This window comes from Neorhizobium sp. 2083, assembly GCF_031455615.1.
In the GTDB taxonomy this organism is placed as follows: domain Bacteria; phylum Pseudomonadota; class Alphaproteobacteria; order Rhizobiales; family Rhizobiaceae; genus Neorhizobium.
On sequence record NZ_JAVDTC010000002.1, the window covers coordinates 322,718 to 346,489 of the forward strand.

Consider the following 23,772-nt stretch of genomic DNA (forward strand, 5'->3'; position numbering starts at 1 on the left):
ACAGCGCCGGGCAAGGCCCGTCTCGGGTATCCTCATGATATATTAACCATACTTCGCTTGTATAAGACGGCGCTTACGTAGCGTGAGGAGTTGTTTCCGGTGTAGATAGTATGAGTAGCATCCTCACAAATGCCGGAGCTACTTCCGCGCTCCAGATACTTCGGTCCCTCGACAGCGAGGTTTCCGGTGCGCAGCGGCAGGCGGCGACCGGCTTGCGTATCGGACAGGCCTCCGACAACGCCGCCTACTGGTCGATCGCCACCACCATGCGATCCGACAAGGGTGCCCTCTCGGTCGTGCAGGACGCCCTTGGCCTCGGAGCCGCAAAAGTCGATACGGCCTATGAAGGCATGGCTGCAACGACCGATATCCTGGCGGCGTTCATGGCCAAGGTCGTTTCCGCCCAGCAGGACGGGATAGACAAGCAGAAGATCCAGCAAGAACTGGAGCAGCTGAAGCAGCAGATCGTCTCGATATCCAACGCCGCGACCTTCGCCGGTCAGAACTGGCTGCGGTCGGACATGCGGGACCAAGCCGGCCAGACAGATGCGAAGACATCCGTCCTTTCGTCGTTCGATCGCGGCGAGGATGGAGCCGTCTCCCTCCAGTCGATAGACGTCGATCTCTCGAAAATCGCGCTGTTCAAGAATGGCGGCGGCGGAATTCTGCAGAAGGAACCGGATCCGGATCTGGGCTACGGCCTCGGCACGATCGGTGGATTGCTCGGATTTTCGACGTCGGGTTATGGCGACGTGCCGGGCCCCGCATTCGACCAACCCTTCACGATCACGAAATTCGACGTCGTCACGGTCGCCTTCTCGGTGGGCACGTTCCAGGATACGTTCGCCATTACCAAGAGTGTCGTCGATCAGGCGCTCGGAGGCCAGATAGGATATGGCTTCGACGGCGATATCGAAAGCACCGCCGACTGGGCGAAGGTCCTCCTGCAGGCGACCTTTCTCAACAAGGACCCCTCCGACGCCCTGCTTGCGGCGCAGGGCGGGACGCCGAATATCTTCTTCCGGGCCATCCCTTCGCTCGCCGCGGAGCTGATCACCATTCAGCCGCCTGTCCATACCCGGACGCTGCCGCCGGAGGGGATCGATATTCTCGATATCGACGTCACCGATCCCGACATCGATTTTCCGACAATTACCCTGGTTCTCGACGAAATGCAGCAAAAGGTCATATCGGCCGGCGCCTACCTTGGCTCGCTCAAGTCGAGGATCGAGATGCAGGAAGCATTCGGAAACAGGCTGATCGACAGTCTCGACAAGGGCGTCGCGCGTCTCGTCGACGCGAACATGAGTGAGGTGTCGAGCAGGCTCAAGGCATTGCAGGTCCAGCAGCAACTCGCGTTCCAGTCGCTTTCCATCGCCAATTCGGATTCGCGAAACATCCTGACGCTCTTCCAGCCGTGAGACCTTCGTCCCTGACGGCTGGTTTCCCTGCGCATGCGATATATGACCTCCGAGGTAATCGACCCGGCGACCGGTGGCATCTATCCCGGGATCCAGCTTTGCAGCGAGAAAGGATCACATCCATGCCCGTCACCTACGTCATCCGTTTCGATATCCTCCCTGGCGAGCGCGACCGCTTCCTCACTCTTCTGAACGGCGTGCTCGATGCCATGCGGCACGAACCGATGTTCCACAATGCCATGCTGCATGCCGATCCCGACAACGAGCACCACATGATGCTCTATGAGACCTGGGAGGATCATGTCGACGTGCTGGAAATCCAGTTGAAGCGGCCCTACCGCGAGGCCTGGCACGCGGCGTTGCCGGAGCTGCTGGCAAAGCCCCGGGATATTTCCATCTGGCATGCGATCCGCAGCAACCATTCGGCGCAACCTCGCTCCTGACGGGGAAGCGTCGCGAGTCGCCTGCCGGATTGATGTCCCTGCCCCTTTGGGTCATTCTTCGTGATCCTCCTTGGCTTCGAGGATCTGTAAATGAAGCGCGGTCTATTTTTCGGCATGATCGCCGCCGCCGGCCTGCTCGCCGGAGCGGCATTCGTCGTGGTCGGCCAGACAAAAGTCCCGCCGGAAGCGATCCAGTCGTCCGTCGTCCGCTCTCCCGAACTGATGGACCGGGCCTGGACACTGCCCGTGGCGGCAACCTTTGGCCGCAGCGTGACCTGGCAGTCGAACGGCTCGCGATGCGGCCCTGCGAGCATTGCCAATGCGCTTCGCTCGGTCGGTGAGGAGGAAACGACCGAGGCCGAAGTGCTGGACGGGACCGGGATGTGCTGGACCGGGTTCTGCATCATCGGCCTGACGCTGGATGAACTTGCCGAGCTCGCCCGCATGAAAACCGGGCGGAAGGTTTCGGTTCTCCGCGACCTGAGCGCCGACGAATTCCGCGAGCATATGAAGCACGCCAACGACCCGGCTCGCCGTTACATCGTCAATTTTACGCGCGAGAAGATCTTTGGAGCAGGCGCCGGTCACCATTCTCCGATCGGTGGATATCTGGAGGCCGAGGATCTGGTGCTCGTCCTCGATGTCAATGAGGACTATAAGCCTTGGCTTATCGAGCGGGAACGGCTGTTCTCGGCAATGGACACTCTCGATGGAGACAAGAAACGCGGCCTGCTTCTGATCGAATAACAGGGTCCGCCTCAGCACGTTGAGAAGAGGCGCCGCTCATGCATCGGGCCTGCTTCGGCTCCCATCGCTCCCTGTGTCTTGAATTCGTTCCCCGAGGGAACAAATCCCCTCCTCACGCGCTTGCCTCCCCGGACCCGCCAACCGCCCGAGGAGTCTTAGCCCCGTGATCAACGACCTCTGGTACAAGAACGCCGTCGTCTATTGCCTTTCCGTCGAGACCTTCATGGATGCCAATGGCGACGGGATCGGGGATTTCCAGGGGCTGCAGCGCAGGCTGGATTATCTCTCAGGCCTTGGCGTCAGCGCCATCTGGCTGATGCCGTTCCAGACCTCGCCCGGTCGCGACGACGGTTACGACGTCTCGGATTATTACAATGTCGATCCCCGTTACGGCACGCTCGGCGATTTCGTCGAATTCACTCATGGTGCCAAGCAGCGTGGCATCAGGGTACTGATCGACCTCGTCGTCAATCACACCTCCAGCGAACATCCCTGGTTCCAGGACGCCCGCAGCGATCCGAAATCCCGCTATCGCGACTGGTATGTCTGGTCCGACAAGAAACCCGCCAATGCCAATGAAGGCATGGTGTTTCCGGGCGTGCAGAAGACCACCTGGACCTATGACGAGAAGGCCAAGCAGTATTATTTCCATCGCTTCTACGAGTTCCAGCCGGACCTCAACACATCCAACCCGCATGTGCAGGCGGAGATCCTGAAGATCATGGGTTTCTGGATCCAGCTCGGCGTCTCCGGTTTCCGCATGGATGCGGTGCCTTTCGTGATCGCCGAGAAGGGGGCCGAGGTGAAAAAGCCGAAGGAGCAGTTCGACATGCTCCGGACTTTTCGCGAATTCCTGCAATGGCGGCTCGGCGACAGCATCATTCTCGCAGAAGCCAATGTCGTGCCGAAGGAGAACCTCGCCTATTTCGGCGAGGACGGCGACCGGATGCAGATGATGTTCAACTTCCACGTCAACCAGGCGCTGTTTTATGCGCTCGCGTCTGCCGACAGCCGACCGCTCGTGAAGGCGATCAACGACACCTACGAGCGTCCCGCGACCGCCCAATGGGGCCTGTTCCTGCGCAATCACGACGAACTCGATCTTGGCCGGCTCACCGAAAAACAGCGCCAGAAGGTGTTTTCGGAATTCGGGCCGGACAAGCACATGCAGCTTTACGACCGCGGCATCCGCAGGCGTCTGGCGCCGATGCTGCAGGGCGACCGCCGCCGGCTGGAGCTGGCCTATAGCCTGATGTTTTCGCTGCCGGGGACGCCAGTCATCCGATACGGCGACGAGATCGGCATGGGCGACGACCTGTCGCTACCGGAACGCAACTGCGCCCGCACGCCGATGCAATGGTCGACCGAGCCGCGTGGCGGCTTCACCAAGAACGACAAACCGGTCCTGCCGGTCATCAGCGGCGGGCCGTTCGGTTTCGAACACCTGAATGTCGCCCACCAGCGGCGCGATCCGAACTCGATGCTGAACTGGATGGAGCGCCTGATCCGGATGCGCAAGGAAGCGCCGGAAATCGGCTGGGGCGAATGCGTGCCGCTGCAGACCAGCGACCGGGGCGTATTGGCGCTGCGCTACGACTGGCGCAACAATTCCGTCCTGGTCGTCCACAACCTGCATTCGACGCCGGTCGAGGTGGAGTTTTCCGTGGGTCTCGGCGACCACGGCGAGAAGCTGATCGACATCGCCGACGGCGGCAACAGCAAGGCGGAGGCGAATGGCAGGCATACGCTCCTGCTGGATGCCTATGCCTACCGCTGGTTCCGCGTCGGCGGCCTGGATTATCTTCTGAAGCGCAAGGAGATCTGACCTATCCTCCCGCCCTCACCTCGCGCACGCCCCGCCCGGTCTTCTGCCGCAGCAAGGCCCGCAGCGTGACACCGTCGGCATAACCGACCAGCGTCGCGATTTCGTCAGGGCTCTTGTCGCTGGTCTTCAACAGATGCACGGCGCGCTCGACCCTCAGATCCTGGAAATAGGAAAGCGGCGTCTTGCCGAGCACCTGCTGCATGCGCCGCGCCAGGGTCCGTTTGCTGGCGCCGACCGCACCGGCAGCATCGTCGAGCGAAAACCCTTCGGAAAGCCTGTCGCGCGCCCAGCGCTCGAAACGCTGCACCAGCGGATCGGCATGCGAAAGATGGTCGGTGATCACATAGGCCGATTGGGACGGCCGGTTGTCGACGATCAGGTAGCGCGCCACGAGACCTGCAAGCTCGGGGCTCACCTGCCTTACCAGCCAGAGCGCCATGTCCATGTGGCCGAGTGCTGCTCCCGCCGTCACCAGCGAACCGGATTTCACCAGCATGCGGCCGTCTTCGAGCTGCACGGAGGGATAACGCTGGCGAAAGAGCGGCGCCAGCCACCAGCTCGTCGTCGATTTCTCCCCGTCGAGAAGACCAGATTCGGCAAGCACGAACGTGCCGACGCAGGCAGCGGCGATGTTCATGCCGGCCGCCTTCGCCTCGCGCAGCACCGCCCCGGCATCGCGGATATCGGCACGGTCGAGGGCCGGCACCAGCACGTCCGGCATCTTGCAGGCGATCGCCGGCACCACCAGCCAGCCGCCGGCCTTCGGATCGAAGCTTCCGGAGATCGGCACCGCAAGCCCCTGCGCCGTCTTCACCTTTTTGCGCACGCCGATCACCGACACGTCGAAAGTCGGTACGCCAAGCGACAGCATCGCCGCCAGCTCGTTCGCCATGGTGAACACGTCGAGCATGGTCGACAGGCCGGTATCGAAGACGGGATCGAGGGCAAGGATCTGCAGCTTCATGGCAAGAACACTATCAACAATGTCAATATTGACAATAGGCAAGCAAGCCTGCGTGGCAGATTGTCAGGCCACCATGTCGTTCCGGAAAAGGAGAGAAACAATGGTCAAGGTCGCACTGTTCGTCCGCCTTCAAGCCAAGCCCGGCAAGGAGGCGGCGCTGAAGGAATTTCTCGCCGCAGGGCTTTCGATGGCTGAGGACGAGGCCACCACGCCTATCTGGTTTGCCCTGCAATTGGGGCCATCGACATTCGCGATTTTCGATGCTTTCAAAGATGAGGCAGGCCGTCAGGCGCATCTCACCGGCTCGATCGCCCAGGCCCTGATGGCCAACGCGCCGGAGCTTCTGGCCGAACCGCCGTCGATCGAAAAGGTCGATGTGCTCGGCTTGAAAAACGTCGCCTGACCGACCAAGTTGCGATAAGAAGAGGCGCATGAGCATGGACGTCACCACGATCGGCTTTACCAAGACGACGGCCGAGGATTTCTTCGGCCGCATCAGGGCGGCTGGCGTCAAGCGGATCCTGGATGTGCGCCTCCACAACACCTCGCAACTCGCCGGTTTTGCTAAATCCGACGACCTCGCCTTCTTTCTGAAGACGATCTGCGGCGCCGGTTATGTACATGAACCGCTTCTGGCGCCGACCGAGGAGATCATGACCGCCTTCAAGAAACAGAAGGGCGACTGGGATATTTTCCAGAACGATTTCCTCAGCTTGATGGCGGAACGTCAGGTGGAAAGTCACTTGAAGCCGGAGGCTTTCGACGGGTCCTGCCTGCTCTGCTCGGAAGACACGCCGCATCATTGCCATCGCCGGCTCGTCTGCGACTACCTGAACGGCAAATGGGGCGGCAGGCTCAGCGTCCGCCACCTCTAGATTTCGCCCGCTTTCGCTCCTCGACCCATCCAGCATCCAGCACCGCAGGGAGCCGCCTCCTTGCGTGGGAGAGCCTTGCCATGACCTTTGAGACTATTCTCGCAATCGCCTTTTTCGCGCTCGTCGGCTCCGTATCGCCGGGGCCGAGCAATTTCATGCTGCTCGCCTCGGGCACCAATTTCGGCTTCCGGCGCACGGTGCCGCAGATCCTCGGCATCACCATCGGTCTTTCGTCGGTGATGCTGGCGGTCGGCCTGGGCTTGGGCGCGCTTTTGACGGCCTATCCGCCACTGGGATTGGCGCTGAAGATCGCCGGCGGTGCCTACCTCCTCACCCTCGCCTGGCGGATTGCCATGTCTCGGCCCACGTCGCGCTCCGCCTCGAACGACGGCGCGAAAGCCGCCCGTCCCCTCACCTTCCTCGAATCAGCCGCCTTCCAGTGGGTGAATCCGAAGGCCTGGGTGGCGGCACTCACGGCCATGGCCGCTTACGCCAGCGCGGAAAGTCCATTTGTCTCCGTGGCGCTGATCACGCTCGTCGTCGCTGTCGTCAACCTGCCGAGCGTCGCCGTCTGGGCCGGCTTCGGCGTGGCGCTGCGGCGGTTCCTGTCCGATCCGGTGCGGCTGAAATGGTTCAACATCGTCATGGCACTGCTGCTGGTCGCGACGCTCTGGCCGCTGCTGAAATAGGGCCTATCGCCCGGAAGAAGCCGGCTCGGAGGATCGTGCAAGAACTGCGGAGAACCTTGATACCGGTCGGTGGCGCATCCGCTGCATAGATCCCGGGCCTGCAGCGGCATGCCGCCGCTGCCTCGCACAGAGGATCAGCAACATGACTCACATCACTGAAAAAGTGGTTCTTATCACCGGCGCCAGCAGCGGCATCGGCGAAGGCACGGCACGCACCCTCGCCGCGGCCGGCGCCAAACTCGTGCTCGGCGCACGCCGCACCGACCGGCTGGAAGCGCTGGCGCAAGAGATCGCCGCCGAAGGCGGCACCGTCCGCATCCGCAGGCTCGACGTCACCGACCGCCATGATTTTGAGGCCTTCACGGAATACGCGCTGGCCGAATTCGGCCGCATCGACGTGATTGTCAACAATGCCGGCCTGATGCCGCTGTCGCTGATGTCGTCGTTGAAGGTCGAGGAATGGGACCGGATGATCGACGTCAACATCCGCGGCGTGCTCTACGGCATTGCTGCCGTCCTGCCGGTCATGAACGGCCAGGGCTTTGGCCAGATCATCAACATCTCCTCCGTCGGCGGCCTTGGCGTCGTGCCGACCGCCGCGGTCTATTGCGCCACCAAATACGCGGTGCGGGCGATCTCCGACGGGCTGCGCCAGGAGAACGACAAGATCCGCGTCACCTGCGTCTATCCGGGCGTGGTGGAATCGGAACTCGCGGGCACGATCACCGACCCGGTCGCTGTGGACGCGATGAAGACCTATCGCAGCATCGCGATCACCCCCGATGCGATCGGCTGCGCCATCCTGCATGTCATCGACCAGCCGGAGGACGTGGATACCAACGAGATCGTCGTGCGCCCGACCCGCACCATGTGACACACCTCAGATGCGGTGGGGATTTACCGCACCGCATCATACTTTGCTTGCAAAACGCCGCGCCGCAGCCGAAAGTGCACAATTGACGGTCTTCCTTCAAAAGGTGCTAGAAATTAGGCATGGCAGCGCGGCAACGCATCATTCCCGTTCGGCGTGAATACAATCGTTGGGTCGCCAACCAGACGCTGGAGGATTACGCGCTCCGTTTCACCGCCAAGAGCGCCCGCCGGTTTTCCTCCAGCCGCATTTCCCAGACCGCCATCGGCGCCATCTCCTTCCTGGCGCTGGAGGCGATCGGCGGAACGATCACCCTCTCCTACGGCACCACCAACGCGTTTTTCGCCATCGTCGCGGCCGCCATCGCCATGCTGGTCATCGGCTGGCCGATCAGCCGTTATGCCATCCGCCACGGCGTCGATATCGATCTTTTGACCCGCGGCGCCAGTTTCGGTTACATCGGCTCGACCATCACCTCGCTGATCTATGCCAGCTTCACCTTCATGCTGTTTGCGATCGAGGCCTCGATCATGACCGGCGCGCTGGACCTCGCCTTCGGCATCCCTCCCTGGATCGGCTATATCATCAGCGCCGTGGTGGTGATCCCGCTGGTCATCTACGGCGTTCAGCTGATCTCCCGCTTCCAGCTGATCACCCAGCCGTTCTGGATCGTGCTCAACATCCTGCCCTTCGTGTTCATCGCCTTTCTGGACTGGCAGAAATTCGATCTCTGGCGCGCCTTTGCCGGCATCGGTCACTCCAACGCGGAGGTCGGCGGGCCGGCGCCGTTCAACCTCGTCGAGTTCGGCGCGGCTTCCGCCGTGATCCTGGCGCTGATGCCGCAGATCGGCGAGCAGGTCGACTTCCTGCGCTTCCTGCCGCCCGAAGGCCTGCGCAAGTGGCGGCACCGGCTCGCGGTTTTTCTCGCCGGCCCCGGATGGGTGGTGGTCGGCGTGCCGAAGCTGCTCGCCGGTTCTTTCCTAGCGGTGCTGACGTTGTCGACCGGCGTGCCGATCCGCGAGGCGGCCGATCCGGCGCATATGTATTTCGCCGCCTTCGGCTACATGATCCCCAACGATACGGCCGCACTGCTGCTGATGGCCGCCTTCGTGGTCGTCTCACAGCTGAAGATCAACGTGATGAACGCCTATGCCGGTTCGCTCGCCTGGTCGAATTTCTTCTCCCGGCTGACCCACAGCCATCCCGGCCGCGTCGTCTGGCTGGTGTTCAACGTGGTGATCGCGCTGCTCTTGATGGAGCTTGGCATCTACAGACTGCTCGAAGCGACGCTCGGCATCTTCTCGATCATCGCCATGTCCTGGCTCTGCACGATTTCGGCCGATCTGATGATCAACAAGCCGCTGGGCCTGTCGCCCGAGGGCATCGAGTTCAAGCGCGCCCATCTCTACGATATCAATCCGGTGGGCCTGGGCTCGATGTTCGGATCGGCGGCGATCGCGCTCGCCGCCCATTTCGGCCTGTTCGGCCCGTTGATGGCCTCGCTCGCTACCTACCTAACACTGGTCGCCTTCCTGATCTCGCCGGCGCTCGCCTTCGCCACCAAGGGCAAATTTTATCTCGCCCGCAAGCCGCGCCAGAGCTGGAAAAGCGTCGGCTCGATCACCTGCTCGATCTGCGAGCACCCGTTCGAACACGAGGACATGGCCTGGTGCCCCGCCTATGCCGCACCGATCTGCTCGCTCTGCTGTTCGCTCGACAGCCGCTGCCACGACATGTGCAAGCCGCATGCGCGGCTGAACACCCAGGTCGGCACCGTTGCCCGCTCCTTCCTGCCGGAGAGCGTCATCGCCCGGCTGACGACCCGCCTCGGGCGTTACGCGACGACGGCGGTTCTCGCCACCTCCGCTATCGGTGCGATCCTCGCTATGATCGCCTACCAGGTCAGCCAGGCGACCCCGGTCAATGCCGAGGTGATCTACGGCACGGTGCTGATCGTCTTTTTCGTCTTTGCGATCATCGCCGGCATCGTTTCCTGGTTCTACGTGCTCGCCCATGACAGCCGGGTCGTGGCGGAAGAGGAGTCTTCCCGCCAGAACACCCTGCTGCTCAAGGAAATCGCCGCCCACAAGAAGACAGATGCCGCCCTGCAGGACGCCAAGGAAACCGCCGAAGCCGCCAACCGCGCCAAGAGCCGTTATGTCGTCGGTCTCTCCCACGAGCTGCGCACGCCCCTCAACGCCGTGCTCGGTTACGCCCAGATTCTCGAACGCGACGAAACGATCCCTGCCCCGCGCCAGTCGGCGATCAAGGTCATCAAGCGCTCGGCCGACCATCTGTCGGGCCTGATCGACGGGCTGCTCGACATTTCCAAGATCGAGGCCGGCCGGCTGCAGGTCTATTCCAACGAGATCAACATCCAGGATTTTCTGGACCAGATCGTCGAGATGTTCGGCCTGCAGGCGCAGGCCAAGGGCCTCACCTTCGAGCATGAACGCGCCCGCGCCCTGCCGCAATATGTCCGCACCGACGAGAAGCGGCTGCGCCAGATACTCGTCAACCTGCTCTCCAATGCGATTAAGTTCACCGACGAAGGAAAGGTGCGTTTCGAGGTGGCCTATCGCAGCCAGGTCGCCACCTTCACCATCTCCGATACCGGCCGCGGGATTGCGGAGAAGGATCTCGGCCGCATCTACGAACCCTTCCAGCGCGGCGAGGCGGAAAGCATAAGGCCGATGCCCGGCCTCGGGCTCGGCCTCACCATCACCCAGCTTTTGACCAACACGCTCGGCGGCGAGATCGCGGTTGCCAGCACCAAGGGCGAAGGCTCGATCTTCAAGGTGCGGCTGATGCTGTCGGCCATCGAGCGGCCGAACACGGCGCCGGCCGCGGAAAAGAAGATCGTCTCCTATACGGGCCCGCGCCGCACCATCGTCGTCGTCGACGACAACGAGGACCACCGCGACCTGATGCGCGAAGTGCTCTCGCCGATGGATTTCGTGGTGCTCACGGCAAACAGCGGCCCGGACTGCCTGACGCTGATCGAGGGCGTGACGCCGGACCTTTTCCTGGTCGATATTTCCATGCCCGGCATGAGCGGCTGGCAGCTGGTCTCCCGGCTGCGCGAGATCGGCCAGACGGCGCCGATCGTCATGCTCTCGGCCAATATCGGAGACGGCGTCGCGGCCCATTCCGGCGACGAGGGCCATAGTGATGCGATCGCCAAGCCTGTCGATTTCCGCCGCCTCGCAGACAAGCTCGCCGCCCATCTCGGCCTCGTCTGGGTCTACGAGAACGAAACCGTGCTTCCGGCCGTGGTCGGCCCCAAGAAACCGGTCAAAAGTCCGGGGACGAACCACGTCCAGGACCTTTTGCGGCTCGGCGAAATCGGCTACGTGCGCGGTATCGAAGCCAAACTTGCCGATCTCGCCCGGGAGGAGGAACACCGCCCCTTCGCGGAAGAGCTCGGCACCTACGTGCAGGCCTTCGATCTTGCCGGTTATATGAAATTCCTGAGCCGCCTTGAGGGAGAAAGGACGAGCGATGGCTGAAACCGCTCTGCCGCGCGACATCGTCCTGCTCGTGGACGACAGCCCCGAAGCGCTGGGGTTCCTCACCGAGGCGCTGGAAAAATCCGGCTTCTCGGTGCTGATCGCCACGACCGGCCAGTCGGCGCTCAACATCGTCGAGCGGATCACGCCGGACCTCATCCTGCTCGACGCGGTCATGCCCGGCATGGACGGTTTCGAGACCTGCCGGAAGCTCAAGACCAACGGCGCCGTCGCCCAGGTGCCGGTCATCTTCATGACCGGCCTCACCGAGACCGAGCATGTGGTCAACGCGCTCGATTCCGGCGGCGTCGATTACCTCACCAAGCCGATCAATATCGACGAACTGCACGCCCGCATCCGGGTGCACCTCTCCAATGCCCGCTCGGCCCAGAGCGCCCGCGTGGCGCTCGATGCCGCCGGGCGGCACCTGCTGGCGGTCAAGGCGAACGGCGCGATCCACTGGTCGACGCCGCAGGCGACACGGCTGATCAATGCGGCGACCAACAGCGACGACGGACTCGACATCGTCTCGCGCCGGATTTCCGCCTGGATGGCCGAGCGCGACAAGCCCGGCTTTGCCCGCGATGCAGCCTTCGCCCTCCTCCAGAACGGCCAGGCGAGCCTGCAATTTTCCTTCCTCGGCGCGATCGGCGCCGACGAACATCTCTTCCGCCTGACGGCCGCCAACAAACGCCCGGACGACGAGGTACTGCGCCAGCATTTTCCGCTGACCCAGCGGGAGTCCGAAGTGCTGCTGTGGATCGCCAAGGGCAAATCGAACCGCGACATCGGCGACATCCTCGGCCTGTCCTCGCGCACGGTGAACAAGCATCTGGAGCAGATCTACGTGAAGCTCGGCGTCGAAAACCGCGCCTCGGCGGCCGTCAAGGCTGCGCACGTGCTGCGCGGCGAGTGAGCAGTTTCAGGTTTAGCCTTTGGTATTTCCGCTAATTCCCTCGTCTCGCCGGTGAGGAGATGGCAGATAGATTTGCCCCTCATCCGCCTGCCGGCACCTTCTCCCCGCACGCGGGGCGAAGGGGATATGCCGGACCGCCTCCGTCCCCCTCCAGCGACGAGAAGGCCTCGCCCCTATTCGCCGTCCGCGATCGGGGCAAAGCCGGAGCGGCTTGTGTCCTTCTCCCCGTCAAAACGGGGAGAAGGTGCCGGCAGGCGGATGAGGGGCGGTCCCATGTGCAATTGCTTCCCGCTGAGGAGAAGAGGCAAAGCGTCCTCCGCCAAAACGCAAAGAAGCCCGGCTTTTGACCGGGCTTCCTTTTAGAACATAGCTTGGCCGAGTAAGGCTCAGCCCTGCGGGAAGTAGCTGTACTTGCCGTCCGGGCCCTTCTTCCACTCGTACATGATATAGCCGGGGATCTTCGGGTCGCCCTTGGCGTCGAAGGCCATGTCGCCGAGAACGGTCTTGAACGGACCCTTTTCGTGCAGGGCCTTGGCAACGACTTCCGCGTCGTCGGCCTTGCCGACTGCCTTGATGCCGGCAGCGATGACCTGCACGGCCGCGTAGGAGTAGAGCGTGTAGGCTTCCGGGTTGAAGCCGGCTGCCTTGAACTTGGCGACCAGGTCCTTGTTGGCCGGGTTCAGAGTCGGATCCGGGCCGAAGGTGTTGAGCGTGCCTGCGACGGCGTCGCCGGCGATCGAGGCCAGTTCGTTCGAGACGATACCGTCACCCGAAACGAGCGTTGCCTTGAGGCCCTGGTCCTTTGCCTGGCGGATGATCAGGCCGGCTTCGGTGTGGAGGCCGCCCCAGTAGATGATCGAGACGCCGGCTTCCTTCATCTTGGAGATGAGGGCCGAGAAGTCCTTGTCGCCGACGTTGACGCCTTCGCGGATGACTTCCTTGACGCCCTTGGCGTTCATCGCCTTCTTGGTTTCTTCGGCAAGGCCCTGGCCATAAGGCGTCTTGTCGTCGATGATGGCGATCTTGGCGGTCTTGAACTTGTCGGCGAGGTAAGCGCCGGCAACGGTGCCCTGCTGGTCGTCACGGCCGCAGGTGCGGAATACGTTCCACAGACCGCGCTCGGTGAAGACCGGGTTGGTCGCAGCCGGGGTGATTTCCAGCATGCCGTTTTCGGCATAGACTTCCTTGGAAGCCGGGATGGAAACGCCCGAGTTGAAGTGGCCGACCACGTACTTGACGCCATCGGATGCAAACTTGTTGGCAACCGAGATGCCCTGCTTGGGGTCCGACACGTCGTCGCCGAGGACGATCTTGATCTTTTCGCCGTTGATGCCGCCGGCGGCATTGATATCGGCTGCGGCCTGTTCGGCACCCTTCTGGAGCTGTGCACCGAAGGCGGCGTTCGGACCCGTGAGCGGACCACCGACGCCAATAACGATGTCGGCCCATGCGCTACCGCTGAAGGCGACCATGGCCGTCAGCGCAACCGCGGAAAGAAGAGACTTCTTCATCGAGTTACTCCCAATTTTTTAGGTGAGCTGATTTTCGAAACCGGGCGCAATACCCACCATCACTGCGCCGGAATTGTTCCACTCTAGGTTACTTATCGTTTCAACCCGAACTTAATCTGAGGGCAGAAAAGTGCGGCTGTCAATCTTTCTTCTTGAAGGAGAAAGCGGAAGTCGGCTCGTAGAGCCAGTAGTAATTCTGGACCATCTGGCGGGTCCGCCGGATGCGGAATCCGGCGCTCGAAAACACCAGCAGGATGACCACGTCGAGGATGTAATAGAACGGGCTGATAAACGGCCCCTGAAACAGCGCGTAGTGCAGAAAACGCATCGCAATGCCGAGCAGAAGCGTATAGACCACCACCGTCAGATAGCCGTTCCAGCCCTCGGCCGCCGCCTTGCCGGACCGCCAGGCGGTCCAGAAACCGATGAGCAGCACGAAGAAGCGCAAGACGTAGCGAACGCCGCTGTCGCTTTCGAAAAACAGTCCCTGCATCCTAAATTCCTCCGGCCGTCAAAAGCACAACCTTCACGATCAATGCCGTCCACCTTCGAGATAAGCGGCCCGCACTTCCGGATTGGCGAGCAGTTCCTTGCCGGAACCGCTCATCGTCACCTTGCCGTTGACCATCACATAGGCGCGGTCGGAGAGTTTCAGCGCCGCGAACGCGTTCTGCTCGACGAGGAAGACGGTGAGCCCCTCTTCCTGGTTGAGCTTCTTGATCGCCTCGAAAATGCCCTTGACGATCAGCGGCGCCAGACCGAGCGAAGGCTCGTCGAGCAGGAGCAGCTTCGGCCGCGCCATCAGCGCGCGCCCGATCGACAGCATCTGCTGTTCGCCGCCCGAAAGCGTGCCGCCGCGCTGCGTCTGGCGTTCCTTGAGGCGCGGGAAGAGCGCGAAGATCTTCTCGACGTCCTCGCTGAAATATTTGAGGTTGTCGAGGCCGGCGCCCATCTGCAGGTTCTCGTAGACGGTCATGCGTGGAAAGATGCGTCGGCCTTCGGGAGACTGTGCGATGCGGCGGCGCGCGATCAGATGCGTCGGCAGCTTGGTGATGTCCTCGCCGTCGAAGATGATCGAGCCGGCGCGCGCCTGCGGGGCGCCGCAGATGGTCATCATCAGCGTCGACTTGCCGGCGCCGTTGGCGCCGATCAGGCTGACGATCTCGCCCTTGTTGACTTCGACATCGACGCCTGCGAGCGCACGGATATTACCGTAATAGGTCTCGACAGCCTGGACTTTCAGAAGGGATTCAGCCGCCATCAGCGTTGGCCCCCGTCGAGTTCTTCCGCAATCACCTCTTCCACCTCGTCATCCTCGACGCCGAGATAAGCGGCGATCACTCGTGGGTCGTTCTTCACATGGTCCGGCGAGCCGTCGGAGATCTTCTGGCCGTATTCGAGCACCACGACATGGTCGGAAATCTCCATGACCACCGACATGTCGTGCTCGATCAGCAGGATCGACACGCCTTCATCGCGGATCTGGTGCAGCAGCGTGTTCAGCGCCGCCGATTCGCGCGGGTTGAGGCCGGCCGCCGGTTCGTCGAGGCACAGCAGTTCCGGATTGGTGCACATGGCGCGGGCAATCTCGAGCCGCCGCTGGGCACCGTAGGGAAGGTCGCCGGCGGGATCGTCGGCGCGATCGGTCAGATCGGCCTTGTCGAGCCAGTATTTCGCCTTCTCTATCGAGGCATCGACGGCCCGGCGATAGGCCGGCAAGCCGAGGAGCCCAAGGATCGTATAGCCCGACGCCTTCATCAGCGCGTTGTGCTGCGCGACCAGCAGGTTTTCGAGAACCGTCAGGCCGGAGAACAGCCGGATGTTCTGGAAGGTACGGGCAACGCCCGCGAGCTTCGGGATCTCGAAGTCGCGCAGGCGTTCCAGCAGGTACTCCTTGCCGTCCCTGCGCTGCAGGGTGAGCATGCCCATGGTCGGCTTGTAGAAGCCGGTGATGCAGTTGAACACCGTGGTCTTGCCGGCGCCGTTCGGGCCGATCAGCGCGGTGATCTCGCCGCGCCGTGCCTCCAGCGACAGGTCGTTGATGGCCATAAGGCCGCCGAACTTCATCGACAGGTGCTCGACCTTGAGGATGGTATCGCCATTAATGCCGTTTGTCATAGTCGTCGTTCCGGGAGCCATCAGCCGTGGCCCTCCTTGGTAAAGCTTCCCGAGACGGCCTTGCGTTCCTTGAGGAAGGCCGTCGGTTCCCGCGAACCGACGAAGCCGCGCGGCTTGAACAGCATGACGATGATCATCGCCAGGCCGAACAGCAGCATGCGGTAGAGTTCAGGCGTGAAGTCCGGCCCGAACACGACCTTGAGGAAGGCCATTTCACGCAGCACTTCGGTGCCGCCGACCATCACCACCGCGGCGATCGCGATGCCGGTCAGCGAACCCATGCCGCCGAGAACGACGATCGCCAGGATCACGGCCGATTCCAGGAAGACGAAGCTTTCCGGCGACACGAAGCCCTGGCGGGTGGCGAAGAACGCGCCGGCAAAGCCGCCGAACATCGCGCCGGTCGCAAAGGCGGTCAGCTTGGTGGTGACGGTATTGATGCCGAGCGAACGGCAGGCGATCTCGTCCTCACGCAGCGCTTCCCAGGCCCGGCCGATCGGCATGCGCCTGAGCCGGATGGTGACATAGGCGGTCAGCATGCAGAGCGCCAGAATGACGTAGAACAGGAAGACCTTGTAGTAGACCGAGGACGCCGACAGGCCCCAGGCCTTGACGAAATTGTTGGTCGTGCCGGTATCGAAGGACCAGATGCCGAAGAACGACGCCTTGGCGATACCCGAGATACCGAAGGTTCCCTTGGTCACGTCGGTCCAGTTGATCAGCACCAGGCGGATGATTTCCCCGAAGGCGAGCGTCACGATGGCGAGATAGTCGCCTCTCAGCCGCAGTACCGGGAAGCCGAGGATGATGCCCCAGAGCGCGGCCAGGATGCCCGACATCGGCAGCAGCAGCCAGAAGGAGAAGCCGAAATAGGAGGACAGCAGCGCGTAGGAATAGGCGCCGACCGCGTAGAAGGCGACGTAACCGAGATCGAGCAGGCCGGCGAGGCCGACGACGATGTTCAGGCCCCAGGCGAGCATCACGTAGATGAGGATCTGGATGCCGAAATTGTCGACATATTTCAGCGATCCCTGCTTGCCGACGATCATCAGCGACAGGAAGGGATAAAGGACGAGGAAGATCAGCGCGATCTTGAGGAAGTGCCGGTGGAAGAAGCTCTTGTTCTCAGAAATCTCGAGAACGCCGCTCTTTGCCTTGGCGAGCTTGCGGCGGTCGATATGGGGCTTGATGAAGCCGACCGTCAGGAAGCGGCCGACCGCCGCAACGGCGACGAAGACCGCCAGCAGGCCCCAGCGGGTGCGCCAGACCAGCGTGTTGTTGATGTCCTGGTAGGTCTCGATGCCGACGAACAGCAGGAACATGAAGAAGGCGATGACGCCGGCAAACAGCCCTTCCCGCACCGCCTTGGCAAGCACGTTCGGGTGACCGGTTTCGGTAGAAGCTGTCATGTTACACCTTCTCCACTTCCGGCCGGCCGAGAATGCCGGTCGGCTTGAAGATCAGCACGAAGGCGAGGATCGCGAAAGTGGCGACATCCTTGTAGGCAATGGAGAAATAGGCCGACCACAGCGACTCGATGAGGCCGATCAGCAGCCCGCCGAAAACCGCGCCGGGCAAGGATCCGATGCCGCCGAGAACCGCGGCCGTGAATGCCTTGACGCCGGGGATGAAGCCGTCGTTGAACGAGGCGACGCCGTAATACATCAGGTACATGGCACCGGCCACGGCCGCGAGCGCCGCACCCATGATGAAGGTGATCGAGATCGTCCGGTCGACGTCGACGCCAAGCAGCGCCGCCATCTTGCGGTCCTGCTCGGTGGCGCGCTGCGCCCGCCCGAGCGGCGTCTTGTTGACGATGTACCAGAAGGCGAACAGCAGCACCGCCGTGATGATCACGATGAGCACCTGCTTCAGCGAGATGGTGATGTCGCCGATATGGAAGACGTCGGTCACCAGCGGCGGGATCGGCTTGTTGCGCGGCCCCTGCGTCACCTGGATGAAGTTCGACAGCACGATCGACATGCCGATCGCGGTAATCAGCGGCGCAAGCCTGAAGGACCCCCTGAGCGGCCGGTAGGCGACCCGCTCGATCGTCCAGTTCCACAACCCCGTCATCAGCATGCCGACGAGCAGCATCAGGAGCAGCAGCAACGCTATCGGAATGCCGGCGAAGAAGGAGGTTGCGATCAGGAAGACGATCAGGGCGGCGAAGCCGCCGAGCATGAAAATATCGCCATGGGCGAAATTGATCATGCCGATAATGCCGTAAACCATCGTATAGCCGATTGCCACCAAGCCATAGATGGACCCAAGAGTCAGCCCGTTGATGAGCTGCTGGATAAAATACTCCATATATTTTTCCCCTGGATGCGATCCCGGAAGGGCCGCATCTCTTGTATACTCGTCCCTTGCGGGTTCTTGCATTCTTTGGCGCATTCCATAACGTTTTCGCAAGGAATGTGAAGACAAAAAGCCGAGAGGCCGACAAAATCGAGGCAGTTCTCAACAATCTGGCCACACAAAGATCGGAAATTCCAAAAAATCGCCAGTGACTGTCGAAAAATTAGCCAAACATCCCGGCGCACGAAATTTAAGATCGTCCCGCGGTTAACGTTAAATCCATATCCTGCCTCCCCCTCAGCTTTGTGACGGCTCAGTCGCCGAACCCGCGGGTCAGCGCATGCTCGCGCCCCATCTCCATCAGCGCCTCGAAGACCGAGCCGGCCAGCGAGCGAGGCACGATGATCTCGAACGTGTCCTTGCCCGTGCGGGCGATATTCGCCGCTGCATGGCAGCACAGCATCGTGGCCGACCGCCCCTCTTCGAAGACCTCCGGATGCAGGTCGACGGCGACGCATCCGGCGAGGATCTTGCGCACGCCCGGGCCGGAAATTTCCATCAGCACGCGGCCGTCGCTCTGATCGATAACGGAGGCGTTCGCGATCTCCGAGAGCATGGCCTCGACGGTCTCCGCACCGACCGTCCGCGATACCGCCAGCCATTCGTACGGGCCGCAGAAGCGGGGCGCGACGTCCTCGGCGTTCCACAGGGCCTCGGCAACCTCGGCCTCGTGGCCGGCTCTGGCAAGAACCGAAAAGATCACCGGCCGGCGAATGACCGAAAGGTGGTTCGGATTGGGATCCGTCTCGAAGCCGGAAATATGATCCTCGAGCACATGCCGGTGGAGAAGGTTGATCGACATCGGCGGCCCTCAAAGATGCAGTTTGCTGTTTTCAGGATCGACAAAGACCGGCGGGCAGACTTCGCAAGGCACTTCGGAGCCGCGCAACCCGTCCCAGACCATGATCCGTTCGCCGATCCGCTCGCGGCCGGATTTCAGCATCGCGAGCGCGATGAAGTGACCCAGTGTCGGCGAGAAACAGGCCGAGGAAACGAAACCCTGGTCGTTGGCGAGCGACGGCTTGGCTCCGTCCTTCAGGAGATGCGCCCCGGCCTTGATGTCCTTGTCGGCTTCGATCGGCTTCAGGCCGACCAGCTGCAGCCGGTCGGCGGCAGTCAGCCCGAACCGGGTGGAAAGCCGCTTGCCGATGAAATCCGGCTTCTGCATCGCCATCATCCGGCCAAGCCCCACATCGTCGGCCGTGGTGCGGCCGTCGAGCTCGCTATGGGTGATATGGCCCTTCTCGATGCGCAGCACGTTGAGCGCCTCGACCCCATAGGCGCAGATTTCCTCCTCATGCCCGGCATCCATGACCGCATCGGCAACCGCTTCGCCGTAACCTGCCGGCACAGCAAGCTCGTAGGCGAGTTCGCCGGAGAAGGAGATGCGGAAGAGCCGCGCCTTCAGCCCGCCGCGAAGCGTGACCTCCCGCGCGGCAAGGAACGGAAACGCCGCATCGGAAATGTCGTCCTGCACGACGCGGCTCATGATGATCCGCGCCTTCGGCCCGGCCAGCGACATCTGCGCCCACTGGTCCGTCGAGGAAACGAAGCGGACGTCGAGTTCCGGCCAGAAGGTCTGGGCTGAAAATTCCAGATGAGTGAGGACTTCGGCGGCATAGGCCGTCGTCGTGGTCATCACAAAGTGGTTTTCGGAAAGCCGGCTCGCGGTGCCGTCGTCGAAGACGATCCCGTCCTCGCGCAGCATCAGCCCGTAACGCGCCCTTCCGACCGGCAGCTTCAGAAACCCGTTCGAATAAATACGGTCGAGGAATTCGGCCGCACCGCGCCCGAAGATCTCGATCTTGCCAAGCGTGGAGACGTCGCATAGCCCGGCATTGGCCCGGACGTTCAAAACCTCGCGGTCGACGCTTTCGCGCCAGGTCTTTTCGCCCTCACGCGGGAACCAGGCGGAACGATACCAGAGGCCGGATTCCACGAAGGCGGCACCGTTCTTGCGCGCCCAGCCGTGCAGCGGCGAGGTTCTAACCGGAGCGGCCCGTTCGGCCCGCGCGGCACCGGCGAGAGCCCCGAAGGAGACAGGGGTATAGAAGGGCCGGAACGTCGTGGTGCCGATCTCGGCCGGCGACACGCCGCGCATGCCGGCGACGATGGCGGCCGTGTTGACATTGCCGAGCTTGCCCTGGTCGGTCGCCATACCGGCGGTCGTATAACGCTTGGTGTGCTCGATATGGCGAAAACCTTCCCGCTGGGCGAGGCCGAGATCGCCGACATGCACGTCGTTCTGAAAATCGACGAAGGCCTTGTCCCGGGCACCCGGCACGTACCAGAGCGGCGCAAAGGCCGGATCGTACTCGCCCTCCACGTCGGGAATGTCGATCGAGCCGACCAGCCTGCCCAACGCATCGAGCGCCGCATGCGCCTTCGCAGCACCATCCTTGAGGCACTCGCTAAGCGACGCGCGGCCGGCGGCGGCACCGGCCGCCGCGAAGGCACTGCCCACATCCGGCGCCAGGAACGCCTGTTTCTCGTCCGACCAGACCGGTTTGGCGCCGCGCTGGCACATCAGGTGCACGATCGGAGACCAGCCGCCGGACATCGCCAGCGCATCGCAGCCGATCACCTCCTCGAAACCGGAGCGCTCGGCGATCAGCCCCTCGATGCGGTGCCGGCCCTTCGTGGCGATGACCGAACCGTTGTGGATGACCCGAGTGCTTTCCGGCATCGGATCGGCCGATTGCGGCCGCGCATCGATGATCGCGGTGACATCGACGCCCTGGGCCACGAGATCGGCAGCGGTGCGGTAACCGGAACCGCCATTGGTGAAGATTGCGACCTTGGCGCCGACAGCGACGCCGTAGCGGTTGAGATAGGTGCGCGCGGCCCCTGCCGTCATCACGCCCGGCTTGTCGTTGCCGCCGAAGACGATCGGCCGCTCCTCCGCCCCGGCTGCGAGGATCACCTGTTTGGCAACGATGCGCCACAGCCGCTCCATCGGCAGGTCCGGCGACGGCGAGGCCACGTGTTTCTGCACCCGTTCGACGGCGCCGAACACCATGTCGTCATACCAGCCGAACACCGTGGTGCGCGGCATCAGCGTCACATTCGGCAGCGACGCCAGCTCCTCGACGACCTCGGTCGCGAACTCCGCCGCCGGCCGGCCGCCGACCGCAGCACTTTCCGACAATAGCGAGCCGCCAAACCTGAACCCCTCGTCGGCCAGAATGACCCGCACTCCCGCCCGCCCGGCGGCAAGCGTCGCCATCAGTCCCGCCGGTCCTGCGCCGATCACCAGCAGGTCGCAATGCGCCCAGGATTTTTCGTAACGGTCGGGATCGGCCTGCATGGCGATCTTGCCGAGGCCTGCGGCGCGGCGGATCAGCGGCTCGTAGAGCTTTTCCCAAAACACGCCCGGCCACATGAAGGTCTTGTAGTAGAACCCGGCGCCGAGGAATGGCGAGAAGAGATCGTTCACCGCGCCGAAATCACGCTTCAGCGATGGCCAGCGGTTCTGGCTCGTCGCAGCAAGGCCGTTGTAGAGCTCGACCACCGTCGCCCGGGCATTCGGCTCGGCGCGCGCGCCGGACCCGATCGTCATCAGGGCATTGGGCTCGGCGGAACCCGCCGTCACCACGCCGCGCGGGCGGTGATACTTGAAACTGCGAGCCATCAGCATCTGGTCGTTGGCAAGCAACGCGGACGCAAGCGTATCGCCCTCGAACCCCTTGTAGGTCCGGCCGTCGAAGGTGAAGCTGAGCGACTGGCCGCGATTGATCGCGCCGCCCGATCCGAGACGATAGGAGGTCATTCGGCAGCTCCCGCCCGCTTGAATTCCGCAGCGTCGGTCACCCCGAAAACCTCATGAGTGAGATTGTCGCGCTCGACCACCAGAAAGCGGCGGCAGCCGGCCTCATGGTGCCAGTATTCCTCGTAGCGCCCTTTCGGATTGTCCCTGACATAGACGTAACGATGCCAGGCCTCGTCCTTGGCGGTCGGCGACGGACGTTTCGGCGCGGCGGCGCCGCGGATCGAAAACTCTTCCTTGGGTCTGGTGCCGCAATGCGGACAGGTGATCAGGCTTGCCATCGGGGATCTTGCTCAGTGGAGGTTCGGCTGGGGGCCGCGGCCCGCTTCGTCGATCGTGTAACCGCGCTCGAACCGGTCGAGCCGCATGAAGCGGGAGACGTGGTGCGTCTCGTTCTTGGCGATCAGGTGGGCGAAACAGAAACCGGAGGCCGGCGTCGCCTTGAAGCCGCCGTAACACCAACCGCAGTTGAGATAGAGGTTGTCGATCGGCGTGCGGTCGATGATCGGCGATCCGTCCATCGACATGTCCATCACCCCACCCCAGCTCCTCAACACCTTGGCGCGCGACAGGCCGGGGATCAGCGACACCCCCTCCTCCATCGTGTGTTCGACGGTCTGCAGATTGCCGCGCTGCGCATAGGAGGAATAGAAATCGATCTCGGCGCCGAACACCAGCCCGCCTTTGTCCGACTGCGATATGTAGAAATGCCCGGCGCCATAGGTGATCACGTGGTCGATCACGGGTTTGAGCCCTTCCGAAACGAAGGCCTGCAGGACATGCGTCTCGATCGGCAGTTCGAGATCGGCCATCCGGCCGACCGTCGTCGTATTACCGGCGGCGGCCAGCGCCAGCTTGTTGCAGCCGATGAAACCCCTGGTCGTCTCGACGCCGACCACCAGCCCGTTTTCGCGGCGGATGCCGGTCACCTCGCAATGCTGGATCAGGTCGACGCCGCGGGCATCCGCACCGCGGCCGTAACCCCAGGCAACCGCGTCATGCCGCACCGTGCCGGCGCGCTTCTGGTAGAGAGCCCCCATGATCGGGAACCGGGCGTGGTCGAAATTCAGATAGGGCGCCTTCCGGCGCACCTGCTCGCGGTCGAGCAGTTCGGCATCGACGCCATGGATGCGCATGCCGTTGCCCTTGCGGGCATGGGCGTCCCGCTGACTGTCGGAATGGAAGAGGTTCAGAATGCCGCGCTGGGAGACCATGGCATTGTAGTTGAAATCCCGTTCCAGCCCTTCCCAGAGCTTCAGCGAGAATTCGTAGAACGGATTATTGCCCTCGAGCAGGTAGTTGGAACGGATGATCGTCGTGTTGCGCCCGACATTGCCGGAGCCGAGATAGCCCTTTTCGAGCACCGCGACATTGGTGATGCCGAATTCCTTGGCTAGATAATATGCGGTCGCCAGCCCGTGCCCGCCGCCGCCGACGATGATCACGTCGTAATGCGGTTTCGGCTGCGGCTCGCGCCAGGCGGGCTTCCACATCCGGTTGCCGGAAAGCGCTTCCTTGAAGATCGAATAGGCCGAATAACGCATGCTTTTCCCTGTCTCTCGCCGCGCTCACATTCGCATATGCGAGAGAAAGGACAAGCGCAATCAGGACACTGACGAGCCCGGATGCGACGAAAAGCCCTGCCCGTCCGCCGCCGTTGCTTTCCGGCCACGCCGCATCGAGGACGGGCATGTTTCGGGAATGCCGCCTCAGCTTTTTCAAAGGCTTGGCCACTCGCTTCTCCCCGCCTCCGCCG

21 protein-coding genes are annotated in these 23,772 nt (G+C 62.6%); 10 read left to right on the forward strand and 11 right to left on the reverse strand.

What is annotated here, in order from left to right; translation table 11 throughout:
* The first annotated feature begins 110 nt into the window (after positions 1 to 110).
* From J2X76_RS09730 to J2X76_RS09745, 4 genes are all read left to right on the forward strand, one after another.
* Positions 111 to 1,421, forward strand: a complete 1,311-nt coding sequence (locus tag J2X76_RS09730; protein WP_310215390.1) for a flagellin — start codon at positions 111 to 113, stop codon at positions 1,419 to 1,421.
* A gap of 122 nt (positions 1,422 to 1,543) precedes the next feature.
* Positions 1,544 to 1,864, forward strand: coding sequence for a putative quinol monooxygenase (locus tag J2X76_RS09735; protein ID WP_310215394.1), 321 nt, complete (start codon positions 1,544 to 1,546; stop codon positions 1,862 to 1,864).
* Positions 1,865 to 1,954: 90 nt separating this feature from the next.
* Complete coding sequence (locus J2X76_RS09740; RefSeq protein WP_310215396.1) at positions 1,955 to 2,611, forward strand: phytochelatin synthase family protein; 657 nt, start codon at positions 1,955 to 1,957, stop codon at positions 2,609 to 2,611.
* Between the two features lie 163 nt (positions 2,612 to 2,774).
* Positions 2,775 to 4,436 (forward strand): alpha-amylase family protein, encoded by a 1,662-nt coding sequence (locus tag J2X76_RS09745; protein ID WP_310215398.1) that lies wholly within the window; start codon positions 2,775 to 2,777, stop codon positions 4,434 to 4,436.
* 1 nt (position 4,437) lies between these two features.
* Here J2X76_RS09745 and J2X76_RS09750 read toward each other — a convergent pair whose 3' ends face one another.
* On the reverse strand, positions 4,438 to 5,400 hold the full coding sequence (locus tag J2X76_RS09750) for a helix-turn-helix domain-containing protein (RefSeq protein WP_310215401.1): 963 nt from the start codon (positions 5,398 to 5,400) through the stop codon (positions 4,438 to 4,440).
* Between the two features lie 100 nt (positions 5,401 to 5,500).
* Here J2X76_RS09750 and J2X76_RS09755 point away from each other — a divergent pair, with 100 nt between their 5' ends.
* The 6 genes from J2X76_RS09755 to J2X76_RS09780 all read left to right on the forward strand — a co-directional run bounded on the left by J2X76_RS09755 (position 5,501) and on the right by J2X76_RS09780 (position 12,260).
* Positions 5,501 to 5,803 (forward strand): antibiotic biosynthesis monooxygenase, encoded by a 303-nt coding sequence (locus tag J2X76_RS09755; RefSeq protein WP_310216519.1) that lies wholly within the window; start codon positions 5,501 to 5,503, stop codon positions 5,801 to 5,803.
* A gap of 34 nt (positions 5,804 to 5,837) precedes the next feature.
* A complete protein-coding gene (locus J2X76_RS09760; RefSeq protein ID WP_113126752.1) occupies positions 5,838 to 6,275 on the forward strand; it encodes a DUF488 family protein in 438 nt (145 codons plus the stop codon).
* 80 nt (positions 6,276 to 6,355) lie between these two features.
* Positions 6,356 to 6,964, forward strand: coding sequence for a LysE family translocator (locus tag J2X76_RS09765; RefSeq protein ID WP_310215403.1), 609 nt, complete (start codon positions 6,356 to 6,358; stop codon positions 6,962 to 6,964).
* 142 nt (positions 6,965 to 7,106) lie between these two features.
* Positions 7,107 to 7,838 carry an SDR family oxidoreductase gene (locus J2X76_RS09770; RefSeq protein WP_310215406.1) on the forward strand — a complete coding sequence of 244 codons (732 nt, stop codon included), beginning with the start codon at positions 7,107 to 7,109 and terminating at the stop codon, positions 7,836 to 7,838.
* Positions 7,839 to 7,957: 119 nt separating this feature from the next.
* On the forward strand, positions 7,958 to 11,344 hold the full coding sequence (locus J2X76_RS09775; RefSeq protein WP_310215408.1) for an ATP-binding protein: 3,387 nt from the start codon (positions 7,958 to 7,960) through the stop codon (positions 11,342 to 11,344).
* Positions 11,337 to 12,260, forward strand: coding sequence for a response regulator transcription factor (locus J2X76_RS09780; RefSeq protein ID WP_113285939.1), 924 nt, complete (start codon positions 11,337 to 11,339; stop codon positions 12,258 to 12,260). Before J2X76_RS09775 ends, J2X76_RS09780 begins: the two co-directional genes overlap by 8 nt.
* A gap of 386 nt (positions 12,261 to 12,646) precedes the next feature.
* Here the strand turns inward: J2X76_RS09780 and J2X76_RS09785 are convergent, their stop codons facing one another.
* The 10 genes from J2X76_RS09785 to J2X76_RS09830 form a co-directional block, all read right to left on the reverse strand.
* Entirely contained in the window at positions 12,647 to 13,771 is a 1,125-nt protein-coding gene (locus tag J2X76_RS09785) for a branched-chain amino acid ABC transporter substrate-binding protein (RefSeq protein ID WP_310215411.1), read from the reverse strand.
* 139 nt (positions 13,772 to 13,910) lie between these two features.
* Entirely contained in the window at positions 13,911 to 14,264 is a 354-nt protein-coding gene (locus tag J2X76_RS09790) for a DUF6867 family protein (protein ID WP_113126551.1), read from the reverse strand.
* A gap of 39 nt (positions 14,265 to 14,303) precedes the next feature.
* A complete protein-coding gene (locus J2X76_RS09795) occupies positions 14,304 to 15,032 on the reverse strand; it encodes an ABC transporter ATP-binding protein (protein WP_113126550.1) in 729 nt (242 codons plus the stop codon).
* On the reverse strand, positions 15,032 to 15,910 hold the full coding sequence (locus tag J2X76_RS09800) for an ABC transporter ATP-binding protein (protein ID WP_113126549.1): 879 nt from the start codon (positions 15,908 to 15,910) through the stop codon (positions 15,032 to 15,034). The genes J2X76_RS09795 and J2X76_RS09800 overlap by 1 nt, the downstream gene beginning before the upstream one ends.
* Entirely contained in the window at positions 15,910 to 17,298 is a 1,389-nt protein-coding gene (livM, locus tag J2X76_RS09805) for a high-affinity branched-chain amino acid ABC transporter permease LivM (RefSeq protein WP_310215417.1), read from the reverse strand. The genes J2X76_RS09800 and livM overlap by 1 nt, the downstream gene beginning before the upstream one ends.
* A gap of 1 nt (position 17,299) precedes the next feature.
* Complete coding sequence (locus J2X76_RS09810) at positions 17,300 to 18,202, reverse strand: branched-chain amino acid ABC transporter permease (RefSeq protein ID WP_113126547.1); 903 nt, start codon at positions 18,200 to 18,202, stop codon at positions 17,300 to 17,302.
* Between the two features lie 301 nt (positions 18,203 to 18,503).
* Positions 18,504 to 19,052 (reverse strand): sarcosine oxidase subunit gamma family protein, encoded by a 549-nt coding sequence (locus J2X76_RS09815; RefSeq protein WP_310215420.1) that lies wholly within the window; start codon positions 19,050 to 19,052, stop codon positions 18,504 to 18,506.
* A 9-nt stretch (positions 19,053 to 19,061) separates the two neighbouring features.
* Positions 19,062 to 22,019: a sarcosine oxidase subunit alpha family protein gene (locus J2X76_RS09820; protein WP_310215423.1), complete on the reverse strand. Its 2,958-nt coding sequence runs from the start codon at positions 22,017 to 22,019 to the stop codon at positions 19,062 to 19,064.
* Positions 22,016 to 22,297, reverse strand: coding sequence for a sarcosine oxidase subunit delta (locus J2X76_RS09825; protein ID WP_113285190.1), 282 nt, complete (start codon positions 22,295 to 22,297; stop codon positions 22,016 to 22,018). Before J2X76_RS09825 ends, J2X76_RS09820 begins: the two co-directional genes overlap by 4 nt.
* A 12-nt stretch (positions 22,298 to 22,309) precedes the next feature.
* Positions 22,310 to 23,560, reverse strand: a complete 1,251-nt coding sequence (locus tag J2X76_RS09830) for a sarcosine oxidase subunit beta family protein (protein ID WP_310215425.1) — start codon at positions 23,558 to 23,560, stop codon at positions 22,310 to 22,312.
* Between the last annotated feature and the right edge of the window lie 212 nt (positions 23,561 to 23,772).

Bases quoted from the DNA above. Each gene is read 5' to 3' on its own strand.
- J2X76_RS09730 (WP_310215390.1), top strand. From the start codon at position 111: ATGAGTAGCATCCTCACAAATGCCGGAGCTACTTCCGCGCTCCAGATA.
- J2X76_RS09735 (WP_310215394.1), top strand. From the start codon at position 1,544: ATGCCCGTCACCTACGTCATCCGTTTCGATATCCTCCCTGGCGAGCGC.
- J2X76_RS09740 (WP_310215396.1), top strand. From the start codon at position 1,955: ATGAAGCGCGGTCTATTTTTCGGCATGATCGCCGCCGCCGGCCTGCTC.
- J2X76_RS09750 (WP_310215401.1), bottom strand. From the start codon at position 5,400: ATGAAGCTGCAGATCCTTGCCCTCGATCCCGTCTTCGATACCGGCCTG.
- J2X76_RS09755 (WP_310216519.1), top strand. From the start codon at position 5,501: ATGGTCAAGGTCGCACTGTTCGTCCGCCTTCAAGCCAAGCCCGGCAAG.
- J2X76_RS09760 (WP_113126752.1), top strand. From the start codon at position 5,838: ATGGACGTCACCACGATCGGCTTTACCAAGACGACGGCCGAGGATTTC.
- J2X76_RS09765 (WP_310215403.1), top strand. From the start codon at position 6,356: ATGACCTTTGAGACTATTCTCGCAATCGCCTTTTTCGCGCTCGTCGGC.
- J2X76_RS09770 (WP_310215406.1), top strand. From the start codon at position 7,107: ATGACTCACATCACTGAAAAAGTGGTTCTTATCACCGGCGCCAGCAGC.
- J2X76_RS09775 (WP_310215408.1), top strand. From the start codon at position 7,958: ATGGCAGCGCGGCAACGCATCATTCCCGTTCGGCGTGAATACAATCGT.
- J2X76_RS09780 (WP_113285939.1), top strand. From the start codon at position 11,337: ATGGCTGAAACCGCTCTGCCGCGCGACATCGTCCTGCTCGTGGACGAC.
- J2X76_RS09785 (WP_310215411.1), bottom strand. From the start codon at position 13,771: ATGAAGAAGTCTCTTCTTTCCGCGGTTGCGCTGACGGCCATGGTCGCC.
- J2X76_RS09790 (WP_113126551.1), bottom strand. From the start codon at position 14,264: ATGCAGGGACTGTTTTTCGAAAGCGACAGCGGCGTTCGCTACGTCTTG.
- J2X76_RS09795 (WP_113126550.1), bottom strand. From the start codon at position 15,032: ATGGCGGCTGAATCCCTTCTGAAAGTCCAGGCTGTCGAGACCTATTAC.
- J2X76_RS09800 (WP_113126549.1), bottom strand. From the start codon at position 15,910: ATGGCTCCCGGAACGACGACTATGACAAACGGCATTAATGGCGATACC.
- livM (WP_310215417.1), bottom strand. From the start codon at position 17,298: ATGACAGCTTCTACCGAAACCGGTCACCCGAACGTGCTTGCCAAGGCG.
- J2X76_RS09810 (WP_113126547.1), bottom strand. From the start codon at position 18,202: ATGGAGTATTTTATCCAGCAGCTCATCAACGGGCTGACTCTTGGGTCC.
- J2X76_RS09815 (WP_310215420.1), bottom strand. From the start codon at position 19,052: ATGTCGATCAACCTTCTCCACCGGCATGTGCTCGAGGATCATATTTCC.
- J2X76_RS09820 (WP_310215423.1), bottom strand. From the start codon at position 22,019: ATGACCTCCTATCGTCTCGGATCGGGCGGCGCGATCAATCGCGGCCAG.
- J2X76_RS09825 (WP_113285190.1), bottom strand. From the start codon at position 22,297: ATGGCAAGCCTGATCACCTGTCCGCATTGCGGCACCAGACCCAAGGAA.
- J2X76_RS09830 (WP_310215425.1), bottom strand. From the start codon at position 23,560: ATGCGTTATTCGGCCTATTCGATCTTCAAGGAAGCGCTTTCCGGCAAC.